We start from the raw sequence: 14,699 nt of genomic DNA, 5'->3' as shown, positions 1-14,699 counted from the left end.
GAAGGGCGAGGCCCGGCTGACCTCGCACGTGACCTTGGTTAAGATCCGGGCATTCATCCGCCCGATTGCCCGAAGGATCACCATGACTGCGCAAGCTGCTGTAAAAACCGTCATCTTCTACGAAAAACCCGGCTGTGGCGGGAATCGCCGGCAGAAGACCCTGCTTCAGGAGCACGGCGTCGAGCTGGAGGTCCGGGACCTGCTGAGCACGCCCTGGACCCGCGAGCGTCTGGAACCCTTCTTCGCCGGACTGGAAAAGGACGCCATGGTCAATACCGCGGCGCCGAAGATCAAATCCGGCGAGGTGGATGTCGCCGCCCTGAGCCGGGACGAGCTGATCGAGAAGATGCTCGCCGAACCGCTGCTGATCAAACGGCCCCTGCTGGAAGTGGGCGAGACTCTGGTCTGCGGCTTCGACATCCCGCGCCTGAATGCGCTGTTGAATGTGGCCATGCCGGTGCCCGAGGCCATCAACAGCTGCCTCAAGACGGACAAGTGCTCCTCGCACTGATCGGCGGCATCCCGTACCGGGCCTGAGTGCTGGAGGCGCTCAGGCTTCGGTGTGGGCACGATCACATCGACGCATCAGGTCGCGGCATCGAGAGCCAGCTCTTCGAGCCGCTCCTCCAGCATCTCGGCCAGGATTTCTACGATCAGCTCATGATCGTCGCGCTGCGGAAGCCCCGAAACCGCGATGGTTCCGATACAGCCGGTTCCCCGCAGCAGGATCGGAAAGCAGCCGCCGTGCGCAGCATAGTCACGCCCGGCCTGCTCGCTCAGGGTCGTGCCATCCTTCTGCAACTGCAGGCCGACGGCGTACGAACTGCGCTGCATGAGCGTGACCACATTCCGCTTGCGCCGGGCCCAGTCGAGGTTGTTCGGCGCCGTGCCCGGCATGGTGCAGAGGAACAGCGGATTTCCGCCGACCTGGATTTCGACGATGATGGCCTGATGCCGTTGCTCGGCGAGGGGGCACAGGCGCGAGCCGAGAGCCCAGGCGCTATGGGCATCGAAGCTGCGAAACTGGAGACGGGCTTCCTGAAGGGCGATACGTTCGAGGTCTTTGTCCAGGTTAATGGATAATTTTTCCATTATTTTTCTGTTGGAAACTATTTTTCATTCAGCCGTGCCCATGTCCCAAAAGCAAAGCCCTTCGGCCAACGCATGTCCGGGGCGGTCCGTCTTCGTCCGCCTTGCCGTTCGGAGGCTGCCCATGGCGTCGTCTCGCCCGTCCCGCTATAAAACGCAGCATGCTGCCAGCCAAACGCCTTCTTCGTCCTCCCACCGACCTCTACGAATACCCCGAGCATCTGCGGGAGCCGATCGCCGCCATGCCGAAAGCGCCCGGCGTCTATCTGTTCTATGGCGATAGCGACAGCCTGCCGCTCTATATCGGCAAGAGCGTGGACATTCGCGCCCGCCTGCTCGCCCACCTGCGCACGCCCGAGGAAGCCCGCCTGCTGCGCCAGGCACGGCGTATCGAGCACATCCGCACGGCCGGCGAGATCGGTGCCCTGCTTTTGGAGTCGCGCCTGATCAAGGAGCGGCAGCCGCTCTACAACAAGCGCCTGCGCCGCCAGCGCAGGCTCTGCTCGATCCGCCTGGCGGACGGAAAGCCCGAGATCGTCGAGGCCGTATCGCCCGGCCGCGGGCAGCCCCTGTACGGCCTGTTCAGAAACCGGCGCGTGGCTACCGAGCAGCTCCTGGTCATCGCCGACCGGCATCTGCTGTGCCTGGGACTGCTGGGCCTCGAAAGGCATATCCCCGGTCGCGCCTGTTTCCGCACGCAGATCGGCAGATGCGCCGGGGCCTGCGTCGGCCGCGAAAGCCGCGAGGCGCATACCGCCCGGCTGCTCGCCGTCCTGGCCGAGCGGGAGGTCTTCTGCTGGCCGTACCCGGGGCCGGTCGCCCTACACGAGCGCAGCGAGGGGCTGGAGGACTACCACGTGGTCGACCAGTGGCATTTCCTCGGCACCTACGCCAGCCTGCAGGAGGCCCGCCAGGCGCCCACCGGGCAGCCGCTGCCTTTCGATGCCGACAGCTACAAAATTCTGCTGCGTCCGATCCTGCAGGGCGGGGCCGGGATCATTCCGCTGTTCTGAGTTCGTCGTCCGTGCGTTACCGCCCTCCGATCAAGGACGCCGGACAGCGAACATCGGAAATGGATCAGGCGAGCCGGGTAATGACCACGCGAAGCGGCCCGCCCTTGTCTGGTTCAAGGGGATGGTTGTTGCCGTACTTGTCCGGCCAGTCGTTGGCGAAGAGGTAGAGCTGGCGGTCAGACCATTCGGCGACTTCGGGCGGGGCGTTCCACTCGCACGCCGAGCCGATGGGGAACGCGTGTTTTTCGTCCTTTCCCACGACGCCGCAAAGCAGGAACACCCGCCGCCCGGGCAGGCGATTCCTCTTCTGCAGCAGCCAGCCCCACCAGCCGTCCGGGCCGCAGGTGATCCAGCTGTCTTTCCATTTGCCGCTGGCTGCAAAGCGATAGCGGGCGCTCGGCGTGATCTCGATGTCGCTGGGGTGATACAGGCAGCGAGGGTCTACCTCGATGGCGGGGCTGGTTTCGTCGATGGCGAGTGGGTGCATGGATCGCTCTCCGAACAGCTCAGAACTTGTGATGAGTCCGCTCGAAAGCGAACTCTTCGAAAACTTCCTCACTGATCGTGCCAAACCACTGCATTGCCATACCACGGGATAACCTGGCGTTCAAATGGCGCAATCGTCATTACAAGGTAGGCCTCGAGGATTGGGCGATCCAGCGCAACGAGGCCTGTCAGCGGGGCCTTCGTCGCAAAGCCCGGAGGTGCGGTCCCTGGAAGCGCGCTCAATGCCGGCCGCGCTCGTCGCTCGGGCAGACATCCCTGCAGCGCCGGCTGCCGTCGGGGTGCGGCAGCCAGGCGAGGTGCGGTCGGGCCAGGCTGAACAGCTTGTAGGCCAGCAGAAACAAGGGCCTCAGCGGCCGCCAGGCGAGCGGCGCCACCCAGCGCCCGACTCCCGCCGCGCGCCAGCTCCAGAGCGTGGCATCGATACCCGTGAACCACTCGCCGCTGGCGCTGCGGGCATGCAGGCACTGCTGCAACTGTTCCAGACTGTGGCCCAGCGGTGTGGGATCGAAGTCTTCGGTGCTGATGTCGGGCAGCACCAGCTTTGCGGGGGAGACGTATGAGCGCACCCAGTAGCGAACTCATGGCCTGCAGCCTTGAAACAAGGCTGAGACTTTGCAGGAGTTATACTTCATAAGTATAGAGCCCATCGATTAAGAGATCACAGTGGGGGAGGGGTGAGTTGGCGGTTGGGCCCTGATAAGGGAGGCAAGTGCCCGTAAAGGTGCTCCCACGCGGGCACGTGGGAACGATCAAATATGAGAGTCTGCTATAAAGTACGTTTGGATGACTTTTAATGTTGCCGTGTTTTTTGCTGTGTAGTTTCCGGAAAAGTAAAATCTTTGTTCAATTTGGCTTTTTTCTTTGCTTTCAATCTTGTCGAATATTTCGCATTCTATGGATACATCTTCTGTCGCGGATAAGAGGCTGGGCTCAATGACTCCTCGAGCTTTAATGTCTTTCCAGTCGCTCAATGGGGAAATACTAAACTCAATCCATAGGTCAGAGTCCATGCCGGGGATATAGTTATGGTTTAAAGTATAAGACTCAGCTATAAGTCTACAGATGTCGTCGGTTGATTTTAAAAAATACCATGTGAAATCAATAAGCTCTTGGCATCTTGCTAGTGGTGGTGGTGCATGGAAGCTGTGTTCGATTCGGTTTCGAATGCTATTGATGGCCTCTAGCATGGTTGGCCGTATGATTTTAAATTTTTCCAGCTTTCCAAGAGTATCTTTAGGAATATCTAGATGGTTGAGCTTTTTAAGCGCGTAATCATGCGAGAGCTTTTTAAGTCGGTGATCGATGCTCCTGTTGAGGTTTGATATTAGATCAATGAGTTGAAATGGATCTGTATGCGCAAGTGCAATATGTTGGGCTAGGTCAAGATATTTATAGGGGGTGTCCCAGCCTTCTTGATTTTCATATGTTCCTCTGTCCTTGATCGGTTTCCAGCTGAAAATTTCTGAATTAATGTTTATTTTCATGCTAGTATTTTATCTTTATTAAGATTGTTGTGTTCGTATACTAAAAACAAGATCCGCTTCTGCGTGCTTCATTACTCACTTTGTTAACTCTCAGGCTCCCTGCCCCAGGTTTTTCGATGATGCCCACGCTTCTGCGTGGGCACCCGATAATGTGGAGCCGACCTGCAGCGGGACGCGGAACATCTCATGGCGGCGTTTCTAGGTGCAGGTGGGAGCGCTCAGCATTCTCTGTCCGATTGATTGCCACGACGAACGCCTGCGAAAGGCCTTCCGTTCAGTCATCTCCCTCGGCACCGATGGCGGCGAAGCATTTCAGCCGGTGGCCACCCTCCAGTTGCCAGCTGTCGTCGGCGGGCTGGTAGGCGGCTTCCATCACCTGGTTGTAGCTGAACTGCCAATGGCGGCGCTCGCGCCCGTCGATGGCTTCGATGTGCAGTACGATGCCTTCGCTGGCGAAGGGCTGGTCGGCCTTGGCGGCCGCATCGGCTTCGTCCAGCAGGGCGTCGTCGAGGCTGAAGTCGCTGGCGTGGAGGCCGTCGATCTCCAGCATGTCGGCGGCTTCCAGTTGGTCGAGCAGATAGGGCATGTCGGTCATATGAACTCCTGGCGCGGTGCGGTCGCCGCGCCTTGTGTGGTCAGGCTTCGTAGCCCAGATTCGGGGCCAGCCAGCGCTCGCTCACGCCCACCTCCTGCCCCTTGCGCTCGCTGTAACTAGCGACTTGATCTTTTTCGACTTTACCCACGGCGAAGTATTTCGCTTCCGGATGGGCGAAGTACCAGCCGCTCACCGCTGCGGCCGGGAACATGGCGTAGTGTTCGGTGAGGGTCACGCCGCTGGTGCCCTGCGGGTCGAGCAGGGTGAAAAGAGTGGCCTTCTCGGTGTGGTCGGGGCAGGCCGGGTAGCCGGGGGCGGGGCGGATGCCCTTGTACTGCTCCTTGATCAGTTCCTCGTTGGAGAGCCGCTCGTCGGCCGCATAGCCCCAGTACTCCTTGCGCACCCGCTCGTGCAGCCATTCGGCGCAGGCTTCGACGAGGCGGTCGGCCAGGGCCTTGACCATGATCGAGTTGTAGTCGTCGCCCTTGTCCTGGTAGGCCTTGGCCAGCTCCTCGGCGCCGATGCCGGCGGTGACGATGAAGCCGCCCACATAGTCGGTCTTGCCCGAGTCCTTCGGCGCGACGAAGTCGGCCAGGGAGTAGTTCGGCTTGCCGTCGGGCTTGGCGGCCTGCTGGCGCAGGTGGTGCAGGGTGGCCAGGCGCTCGCCGTGGTCGCCGTAGACTTCCAGGTCGTCGTCGCGCACCTGGCTGGCCGGCCAGAAGCCGAAGACGGCCTTGGCGCGAATGAGTTTTTCGTCGATCAGTTTCTTCAGCATCGCCTGGGCGTCGTTGAACAGCGCGCTGGCGGCTTCGCCGACCACTTCGTCGGTGAGGATGCGCGGGTACTTGCCGGCCAGGTCCCAGGACATGAAGAAGGGCGTCCAGTCGATGTACTCGGCGAGCACCGCGAGGTCGATGTCCTCCAGCGCCCTGACGCCGGTGAAGCCCGGCTTCAGCGGCTGGTAGCCGGCCCAGTCGAGCTGCGGCTTGTTGGCCACGGCCTGGGCATAGGACAGGCGCTCGACGCGGGCGCCGCGGTTGGCGGTGCGCTCGCGCACTTCGGCGTATTCTTCGCGCAGCTTGGCCACGTAGGCCGGCTTGAGTTCCCTGGAGAGCAGCGAGGTGGCCACGCCCACGGCGCGCGAGGCATCGGTGACGTAGACCACCGCGTCGTTGCCGTACTGCGGCTCGATCTTCACCGCGGTGTGCGCCTTGGAGGTGGTGGCGCCGCCGATCATCAGCGGGAGCTTGAAGCCCTGGCGCTGCATTTCCTTGGCGACGTGGACCATCTCGTCCAGCGACGGGGTGATCAGCCCGGACAGGCCGATGATGTCGCACTTCTCCTCGCGGGCGGTCTGCAGGATCTTCTCCGCCGGCACCATCACGCCCAGATCGACAATGTCGTAGCCGTTGCAGCCGAGCACCACGCCGACGATGTTCTTGCCGATGTCGTGGACATCGCCTTTCACCGTGGCCATGAGGATCTTGCCCTTGGCTTCCGGCTTGTCGCCCTTTTCCGCTTCGATGAAGGGGATCAGGTGGGCCACCGCCTGCTTCATCACGCGGGCGGACTTCACCACCTGGGGCAGGAACATCTTGCCGGCGCCGAACAGGTCGCCGACCACGTTCATGCCGCTCATCAGCGGGCCTTCGATGACCTCGATGGGCCGCGCGCACTGCTGGCGGCACTCCTCGGTGTCCTCGACGATCCAGGTGGTGATGCCCTTGACCAGCGCGTGCTCCAGGCGCTTGTCGACCGGCAGCGAGCGCCATTCCTCGGTTTCGGCTTCCTTGACGCTGCCGTCGCCCTTGTACTGGTCGGCGATGGCCAGCAGTGCCTCGGTGGCGCCGGGGTGGCGGTTGAGCACCACATCCTCGACCTTCTCGCGCAGCTCCCCGGGGATCTCGTCGTAGATTTCCAGTTGCCCAGCGTTGACGATGCCCATGGTCAGGCCGTTGCGGATGGCGTGGTAGAGGAACACCGAGTGGATCGCCTCGCGCACCGGGTTGTTGCCGCGGAACGAGAAGGACACGTTGGACACCCCGCCCGAACTCAGCGCGTAGGGCAGGTGGTCGCGGATGTAGGCGCAGGCCTCGATGAAATCCACCGCGTAGTTGTTGTGCTCCTCGATGCCGGTGGCCACGGCGAAGATGTTCGGGTCGAAGATGATGTCTTCCGGCGGGAAGCCGACTTCGTTGACCAGGATGTCGTAGGAGCGCTGGCAGATTTCGCGCTTGCGTGCGGCGGTGTCGGCCTGGCCGGCCTCGTCGAAGGCCATCACCACCACGGCGGCGCCGTAGCGCTTGCACAGGTGGGCGTGGTGCTTGAACGCCTCGACGCCTTCCTTCATGGAGATCGAGTTGACGATGCCCTTGCCCTGGATGCATTTCAGGCCGGCCTCGATCACTTCCCACTTGGAGGAGTCGATCATGATCGGCACGCGGGAGATGTCCGGCTCGGAGGCGATCAGGTTGAGGAAGGTGACCATCGCCGCCTTCGAATCCAGCATGCCCTCGTCCATGTTGATGTCGATCACCTGGGCGCCGGCTTCCACCTGCTGGCGGGCCACGTCCAGGGCTTCGGCGTAGTTCTCCTCGCGGATCAGCCGGGCGAACTTGGCGGAGCCGGTGATGTTGGTGCGCTCGCCGACGTTCACGAACAGCGAACTGCGGTCGATGGTGAAGGGCTCCAGACCGGACAGGCGGCAGGCCTTGGGAATCTCCGGGATGGCGCGTGGCGGGTACTTGGCCACCGCCTCGGCGATCGCCCGGATGTGCGGCGGGGTGGTGCCACAGCAGCCGCCGACGATGTTGAGAAAGCCCGAGACGGCGAATTCCTCGACCACTGCGGCCATCTCCGCCGGGGTTTCGTCGTACTCGCCAAAGGCGTTGGGCAGGCCGGCATTGGGGTGGGCGGAAACATGGGTCTCGGCCTTGATCGCCAGCTCTTCCAGGTAGGGGCGCAGGTCCTTGGCGCCGAGGGCGCAGTTGAGGCCCACGGAAATCGGCTTGGCGTGACGCACCGAGTTCCAGAACGCCTCGGTGGTCTGCCCGGACAGGGTGCGGCCGGAGGCGTCGGTGATGGTGCCGGAGATCATGATCGGCAACTCGACGCCGTCCTCCTCGAACACCTGCTGCACCGCGTAGATCGCTGCCTTGGCGTTCAGGGTGTCGAAGATGGTCTCGATCAGGATCAGGTCGGCACCGCCCTCGATCAGGCCGCGGGTGGCCTCGGTGTAGTTTTCCACCAGCTCGTCGAAGGTGACGTTGCGATAGCCCGGGTTGTTCACGTCCGGTGAAATCGAGCAGGTGCGGCTGGTCGGGCCGATCACCCCGGCGACGAAGCGCGGCCTGGCCGGGTTCTCGGCGGTCTTGGCGTCGGCGACTTCACGGGCCAGGCGGGCGCCTTCCACGTTCAGCTCGTAGACCAGCTCCTCCATGCCGTAGTCGGCCTGGGACACGCGGGTGGCGTTGAAGGTGTTGGTCTCGAGGATGTCGGCGCCGGCATCCAGGTAGGCCCGCTCGATGGCCTGGATCACGTCCGGGCGGGTCAGAAGCAGCAGGTCGTTGTTGCCTTTCACGTCCTGCGGCCAGTCGGCGAAGCGCTCGCCGCGGTAGTCGGACTCCTCCAGCTTGTAGCTCTGGATCATGGTGCCCATGCCGCCGTCGAGGATCAGGATGCGTTCCTTGAGGGCGTGCTGGAGGGCCTGGAGACGGGCGGCGCGGTCGGACATGAACGGAATACCTGGGTAAAGCCGGGAGAAAGGGCTGCAGATAATAGCAAAGCTGCATGGCTTTCGCGGCTGGCCGGGGTTTGCATGAAGAAGGCTCATGCTGCCGACCGGCTGGCCGTGCCTCGGGCCAGACCGCAGCCGCCTGCTTTCCGGCCCGACTTGCATGGGCGGAAAGCGGTCTATCCCCACCTCTGGGGCCGGGAGTTCCCCCCACCTTCGGGGAGCCCCGTCCCCGCCGGAGCCTGGCCATGATGGCGGGGGCTTCGCATTTTGCCAGCACATTTGCCGAAGAAACCCCGCAAAAGCTGCGGAAAATTGCCCGATTTTCGCGTGATGGTGGTTTTAGCCGATTGAATTATCGGGGAATTTTCTTGTGGCACAGCAGTTGCTCCAGGGCTGCTGCGCCCCCCGCATTGGCGCCCGGGAGCGAGTCCGGAACCGAAACCAAAGGTGAGCCATGATGAACGAGAACAGCATCATGGCCAGCATTGCTCTCCGTCGAGACAACGATGCAGTCAGGTTTTTCGTTCGCCTTGGCGGCCTGCTGGTGCTGGCCGCTGCAGGACTCCTGCCTGCCCGACAGGTGGATGCCGCGATCAGTTGCACGCGGACCTTGGTCGCCGATGTGGTAGCGATCGACCAGCCCTTGATGTTCAACCGCCTCGGCGCGCAGAACGTCAACGGCATGATGTTCGCGCTGCGCCAGGATGTCGTCGACGAGCAGCAGAAGCCCCTGCACAAGGGCGGCGCGGCGCAACCCGGGCGGGTCACCCTGCGCCCGGACAAGCGGCCGCGGCCGCTGGTGCTGCGGGTCGCCGAGGGCGACTGCGTGAAGGTCAACCTGCAGAACCTGCTGGCCACGCAGGCCAACCCGCGCAATGCCAGCGCGCCCGAGCTGCAGGTCGATGACCAGGTGCGCGGCCGGCAGATCGGCTTCAAGGTCAACGGCATGCAGGTGGTCGGCGGTATCGGCGACATCGCCGCGAACAGCGGGCGCAACGGTAGTTTCCTGCTGGCGCCGGGTGCCAGCCGCAGCTACACCCTGTACGCCGAGCGCGAAGGCGCCTTCCTCGCCACCAGCGACGGCGCGACCTTCGGCGGCGAGGGCACGGCCGGCAACGCCGGCAACGGCCTGTTCGCCCAGGTGGTGGTGGTGCCCAGGGGGGGCGGATCTACCGCAACACCCTGACCGAGGAGGAGATGCGCCTGGCCAGCCGCGGCCGCACGCCGACCGGCCAGCCGATCGTCGACTACGAGGCGCGCTATCCGGACGTCGAGCCCTGGCTCGGCGAGGGCAAGGCCGGCGCGCCGATCCTCAACATGATCGACGGCAACCAGATCGTCGCCAGCTACAGCGATGCCATCGTCATGGGGCCGAAGGCGGACGGCAGCTTCCCGGCCTCCACCTACCCGCTGGAGCGCCAGGGCAAGCGCAATCCGGCGCTGCCCAACCGGCTGGAGCCGTTCCGCGACTTTGCCGTCGCCTTCCAGGACGAGGCGGTGGCCGCCCAGGCTTTCCCCGGCTACTGGGCCGATCCGCTGTTCGGCCATGTGCTGGAGCCGACCCGCGACGCCTTCATGATCAACTACGGCGCCAACCGCCTCGGCGTCGGGCCTATGCACGACTGCCTGACCTGCCACTACGAGGAGTTCTTCCTCAGCGCGCACACGGTGGGCGACGCCGCCATGCTGGTGGACGTGCCGGCCAACGTCGGCCTCGAATCCCTGCGGCCGGGACAGGTGCCGCCGGCCGACGCCACCGGGATCAAGGCCTCCATGGCGCTGTACCCGGCCGAGCCGGCGAACGTCAACCACAGCTACATCGGCGACTTCGTCAAGTTCCGCAACACCCACGTCGGCCACGAGCAGCACGTCTTCCATCTGCACGGCCACCAGTGGCTGTACAACCCCAACGACGACAACTCCGACTACCTGGATGCCCAGGGCCTCGGTCCGGGCTCGGGCTACACCTACGAGATCGCCAACGGCGGATCGGGCAACCGCAACCGGGTGGCCGGCGACGCCATCTACCACTGCCATTTCTACCCGCACTTCGCCCAGGGCATGTGGAACATGTGGCGGGTCCACGACGTGTTCGAGGAGGGCAGCCGGCTGGAGGTCAGCGAAAAGGGCAAGGACGGTTTCCACAAGAAGGCCTTCGAGCTGCGCAGCGGCCTGCCGGCGGAGGGCGCGCGCGCCCTGCCGGACGGCGAGATCGTCGCCGGCACGCCGATCCCGGCGGTGGTCCCCCTGCCGGGCAAGGCGCTGCCGCCGATGCCGGGCAAGGTCCGGGTGGTGGCCAAGGTCGGCCAGGCGCTGCCCGACGACGATGGCGAGGATGAGGACGACGACAAGGAGCGGGTCGTCGGCTCGCTGGCCCTGGTCGACCGCAGCGAGGCCAACCGCAACGCCGACGGCAGCCTGAAGAACCCGGGTTTCCCGTTCTGGATCGGCGGCATGGAAAGCACCGTCGGCCAGCGCCCGCCGACCCCGCCGCTGGACATGCTCGACGCCGACAGGGCGAAGGCGCTGCGCGACAGCGGCAAGGCGCTCTGGGCCAACCTCGACCCAGCCCAGGCCGGCGGCTGGGACGGCGGTCTGCCGCGCAACGCGCTGCTCGGCTGGTCGGCCGGCGGCGAGGCGCGGGTCGTCACCAGCGCGCTGGATTTCAGCAAGGCCGTGAAGAGGGCCAGGCCGGTCTACTTCCCCGAGGAGGGCACCGACGTCGAGCAGGCGGCCATGGCCTTCCATGCCAGGACCGAGCACCCGAGCCATGCGGTGCTGCCCGACGGCAGCGTGCAGCAGAAGAACTTCCGCACCAGCGGCGCTTCGCCGGTGGCCGGTGCGCCCTTCTTCGAGCCGTGCATGGACGACCGCCAGATGCGCCTGACCGCCGCGGCCGGAAGCGGCGGGTTCGCCGGCGGCAGTGGCCTGTCGTTCGGCGGCGCCTCGTCCTTCACCGCCGACCGGCCGCGGGTCTACAAGGGCGCCAACATCCAGTTCGACGCGGTGTTCAACAAGGTCGGCTACCACTTCCCGCAGACCCGCATCCTCACCCTGTGGGAAGACGCGGTGCCGACCATCGACAAGCGCCGGCCGCCGGAGCCTCTGGTGATGCGGATGAACACCTTCGACTGCACCATGTATCACCATACCAACCTGGTGCCGGCGTTCTACGAGCTGGACGATTACCAGATCCGCACCCCGACCGACGTGATCGGCCAGCACATCCACCTGCCGAAGTGGGACCTGACTTCCGCCGACGGCTCGGCCAACGGCTGGAACTACGAGGACGGGGTGCTCTCGCCGGCCGCCGTGGTCGAGACCATCCACGCCATCCGCGAGTACAACCACTGCACGGCGGGCGATGCGCGCGACGGTATGCCGGACTGCCCGCGGGCGAAGACCCATCCCTACTTCGGCCAGTTCGGGCGGGCCGACTGGCTGGGCGCGCGGACCACCCTGCAGCGCTGGTTCGCCGACCCGGTGGTCAACACCCACGACGTCGACCGCGGCCTGGGCAACATCTTCACCCACGACCACTTCGGTCCGTCCACCCACCAGCAGGTCGGCCTCTACGCCACGGTACTGACCGAGCCGGCCGGATCGAGCTGGTACCACGCGGAAACCGGCGAGCCGCTGTACACCCGCGCCGACGGCGGGCCGACCTCCTGGCAGGCGATGATCGCCACCGGCGACTACGACGGCGACGGCAGGAACGACAGCTTCCGCGAGTTCTTCCTGGAGTACAGCGACTTCCAGCATGCCTACGAGGCCGGCGTCTACGTGGGCGCCGGTCCCGACGGCATTCCCAACCCGTCGGCCTACCCGGCGACGGCCGAGACCTTCCGCCATGCCATCAACCCGCCGGTGCGCCGTGCCGCCTCGACGCTGCTGGAGGCGGTGGTGGAGGTCGCCGGCGGCCAGGTGCCCGGCTGTCCGGCGCGACCCTGCCCGCAGGCGATCTCGGTGGACGATCCGGGCATCTTCGTCGTCAACTACCGGCACGAGCCGCTGGGGCTGCGGGTGTTCGACCCGAACCGCAACGGTCCGGACGGCAAGCCGGGGATGCAGGCCGAGGGGCTGGCCGGGGACCTGGCGCACGCCCTGCAGAGCCGTACCGACCGGGTCATCGCGCCGCTCAACCTGGCGCCCTCGGCGCTCCGCGAAGCCGAGGGGCCGACCGGCGGCGGCACCGTCTTCCCGCCGCACGTCAATGTCGCCGGCGACCAGCCGGGCGACCCCTTCACGCCGCTGCTGCGCAGCTATTCCGGCGACAACGTCCGGCTGCGGGTGCATGCCGGCGGCCACGAGGAGGCGCACAACGTCACCCTGCACGGCGTGAAGTGGCTGCAGAACGGCACCGGCTACGGCAACGGCTACGGGCGCAGCCCCAACTCGGGCTGGAGGGCGGCGCACATGGTCGGCATTTCCGAGCAGTTCGGCTTCGTCGCGCCGGTGGCGATGATGTCCGACGCGGTCGCGGACACCGCCGACTACCTGTACAGCATGAACGCCTCGCTGGAGGGCTACTGGAACGGCCTGTGGGGCGTGATGCGCAACTACACGGTCAGCCGCGACGACCTCTACCCGCTGCCGAACAACCCGCGGCCGGTGGCGGCGCGCAACACCGCGGCCTTCGACGGGGTGTGCCCGCGCGTCAGTCCCAACCCGAACGGCAACGGCAGCCGGCCGACGCCCCTGCGCAGCTACGAGATCGTCGCGGCGCTGGCCAACGATATCCTCGACAACCCCCTCGGGCTGGCCATCGGCGACCCGGCGGGCGAGGGCCAGCACGTCGGCGCGCCGCTGAACCCGGCCGGCGGCACCCTGGTGTTCAACCCGCGGGCGACGACCATCGCGCAGACCACGGTGGTCGACGAGGAAACCGGCGCCAGCGTGACCCTCGGCGGGCAGTCCGGGCCGCTGCACGACCCTACGGCGATCCTCTACGTGCACAAGGCCGACCTCGACCCGACCAGCGGCAAGCTCAAGCCCGGCGTGCCGGTCGAGCCGCTGGTGCTGCGCGCCGCGGCGGGCGACTGCATCGACATCACCCTGGAGAACCGCCTGCCCGAGCGGATGCCCGACCTGCCGACCTACGCGATCATGGCCGGCACCGTGAAGCGCGACCGCGACGGCGCCGAGGGTTCGACCACCTTCAACAACAACCTGATGCGCCCCTCCGCCCATGTCGGCCTGCACGCGCAGCTGCTGGCCTACGACGTGACCCGCGCCGACGGCTTCAACGTCGGCATCAACCCCGAGCAGACGGTGCCGCCGCGGGCCGCCGGCGGGCAGTACCAGAGCCGCACCTACCGCTTCTACGCCGGGCACCTGGAGCGGGAGGGCAAGCCGGTCGCGGACGCCCAGCGCAACCTCGACAGGATCGAGGCCACGGCGGTCGAGTTCGGCGCTCTCAACCTGCTGCCGGCCGACCCGATCAAGCAGAGCCAGAAGGGGCTGGCCGGGGCGATGAGCGTGCTGCCGCTGGCCTCGACCTGGAGCGAGGATGCGGGGATGCGCGCGGCGGCCACGGTGAAGCAGTCCGGGCAGGCCGACTACCGCGACTTCTCGCTGGTCTGGCACAAGGGGCTGAACCTGCGCTGGGCGAACGGCCGGCCGGTGGAGAACATGGCCGCCGAGGGCTTCGGCATCCCGGTCGACCCGGAAGACAACTCCGGCATGGCGGTCAACTACCGGAGCGAGCCGCTCTGGTACCGCTTCGGCCTGGCGCCCGACGCGCCCTTCGGCCACGGCGGCTGGGGCGATCTGGCCAATGTGCACATGGCCTACGGCAACGAGCTGGTCGGCGGCGATCCGGTGACCCCGGTGCTGACCGTCAGTCCCGGCCAGCCGCTGCGCATCCACGTGACCATGCCCTCGGGCGGCAGCCGGGGGGCGACCTTCGGGCTCGACGGCCACCTGTTCCCGCAGGAGCCGTTCCTCGCGCAGTTCACCGAGAACGGCTACCCGAGCACGGATGCCGGCGTCGCCTCGGTGCGCTTCGGCAACAATCCGCTGAGCCGTTACGCCGGGGCCCAGGAAAGCGTGCTGCCGGCGGCGCACTTCAACTTCCTGTACCCCGGCGCCGGCGGCGGCAATGCCGTATCGGGCGACTACCTGTACCGGGATCAGGCCGCCTTCGGCAACGCCGGCGGGCTGTGGGGCCTGCTGCGGGTGCAGCAGGAGCAGGGCAAGAGCAACAACGGCAAGGGCAATTCGCGCTGAGCGAAGCGCCCGGTCAGTGCTGCGCGGCCCGCAGAGCGGGCCGCGTG

Annotated in this window: 8 protein-coding genes and 1 pseudogene; 3 read left to right on the top strand and 6 right to left on the bottom strand. The window is 65.7% G+C overall.

Annotation, left to right across the window (positions count from 1 at the left end):
• Window positions 1-82: 82 nt before the first annotated feature.
• Window positions 83-511 carry an ArsC/Spx/MgsR family protein gene (locus GCU53_RS02755; protein WP_152386261.1) on the top strand — a complete coding sequence of 143 codons (429 nt, stop codon included), beginning with the start codon at window positions 83-85 and terminating at the stop codon, window positions 509-511.
• Window positions 512-585: 74 nt separating this feature from the next.
• On the opposite strand, the gene GCU53_RS02750 is transcribed toward GCU53_RS02755, so the two are convergent.
• Entirely contained in the window at window positions 586-1,077 is a 492-nt protein-coding gene (locus GCU53_RS02750; RefSeq protein WP_152389764.1) for a heme-degrading domain-containing protein, read from the bottom strand.
• Window positions 1,078-1,250: 173 nt separating this feature from the next.
• On the opposite strand from GCU53_RS02750, the gene cho reads away from it, so the two are divergent.
• Window positions 1,251-2,102, top strand: a complete 852-nt coding sequence (gene cho / locus GCU53_RS02745) for an excinuclease Cho (RefSeq protein WP_152386260.1) — start codon at window positions 1,251-1,253, stop codon at window positions 2,100-2,102.
• 64 nt (window positions 2,103-2,166) lie between these two features.
• On the opposite strand, the gene GCU53_RS02740 is transcribed toward cho, so the two are convergent.
• From GCU53_RS02740 to metH, 5 genes are all read right to left on the bottom strand, one after another.
• Window positions 2,167-2,589, bottom strand: coding sequence for a hypothetical protein (locus tag GCU53_RS02740; RefSeq protein WP_152386259.1), 423 nt, complete (start codon window positions 2,587-2,589; stop codon window positions 2,167-2,169).
• 238 nt (window positions 2,590-2,827) lie between these two features.
• Window positions 2,828-3,175, bottom strand: a complete 348-nt coding sequence (locus tag GCU53_RS02735; protein WP_152386258.1) for a DCC1-like thiol-disulfide oxidoreductase family protein — start codon at window positions 3,173-3,175, stop codon at window positions 2,828-2,830.
• 183 nt (window positions 3,176-3,358) lie between these two features.
• Entirely contained in the window at window positions 3,359-4,093 is a 735-nt protein-coding gene (locus GCU53_RS02730) for a hypothetical protein (RefSeq protein WP_152386257.1), read from the bottom strand.
• Window positions 4,094-4,367: 274 nt separating this feature from the next.
• The gene (locus GCU53_RS02725) at window positions 4,368-4,688 is read right to left on the bottom strand and encodes a DUF5629 family protein (RefSeq protein WP_152386256.1); all 321 of its coding nucleotides are present in this window, start codon (window positions 4,686-4,688) and stop codon (window positions 4,368-4,370) included.
• 40 nt (window positions 4,689-4,728) lie between these two features.
• Window positions 4,729-8,421 carry a methionine synthase gene (metH, locus tag GCU53_RS02720; RefSeq protein WP_152386255.1) on the bottom strand — a complete coding sequence of 1,231 codons (3,693 nt, stop codon included), beginning with the start codon at window positions 8,419-8,421 and terminating at the stop codon, window positions 4,729-4,731.
• Window positions 8,422-8,899: 478 nt separating this feature from the next.
• On the opposite strand from metH, the pseudogene mnxG reads away from it, so the two are divergent.
• Window positions 8,900-14,652, top strand: a pseudogene (gene mnxG, locus GCU53_RS02715) (manganese-oxidizing multicopper oxidase MnxG).
• The last annotated feature ends 47 nt before the right edge of the window (window positions 14,653-14,699 follow it).

The organism is Azotobacter salinestris (genome assembly GCF_009363155.1).
In the GTDB taxonomy this organism is placed as follows: domain Bacteria; phylum Pseudomonadota; class Gammaproteobacteria; order Pseudomonadales; family Pseudomonadaceae; genus Azotobacter; species Azotobacter salinestris.
The sequence above is the reverse complement of the archived record's forward strand: the minus strand, read 5'-3'. Positions and strand labels throughout refer to the sequence as shown.

Excerpts from the sequence above, each read along its gene's own strand:
- GCU53_RS02755 (WP_152386261.1), top strand. The coding sequence starts at position 83 with ATGACTGCGCAAGCTGCTGTAAAAACCGTCATCTTCTACGAAAAACCC.
- cho (WP_152386260.1), top strand. The coding sequence starts at position 1,251 with ATGCTGCCAGCCAAACGCCTTCTTCGTCCTCCCACCGACCTCTACGAA.
- GCU53_RS02740 (WP_152386259.1), bottom strand. The coding sequence starts at position 2,589 with ATGCACCCACTCGCCATCGACGAAACCAGCCCCGCCATCGAGGTAGAC.
- GCU53_RS02730 (WP_152386257.1), bottom strand. The coding sequence starts at position 4,093 with ATGAAAATAAACATTAATTCAGAAATTTTCAGCTGGAAACCGATCAAG.
- GCU53_RS02725 (WP_152386256.1), bottom strand. The coding sequence starts at position 4,688 with ATGACCGACATGCCCTATCTGCTCGACCAACTGGAAGCCGCCGACATG.
- metH (WP_152386255.1), bottom strand. The coding sequence starts at position 8,421 with ATGTCCGACCGCGCCGCCCGTCTCCAGGCCCTCCAGCACGCCCTCAAG.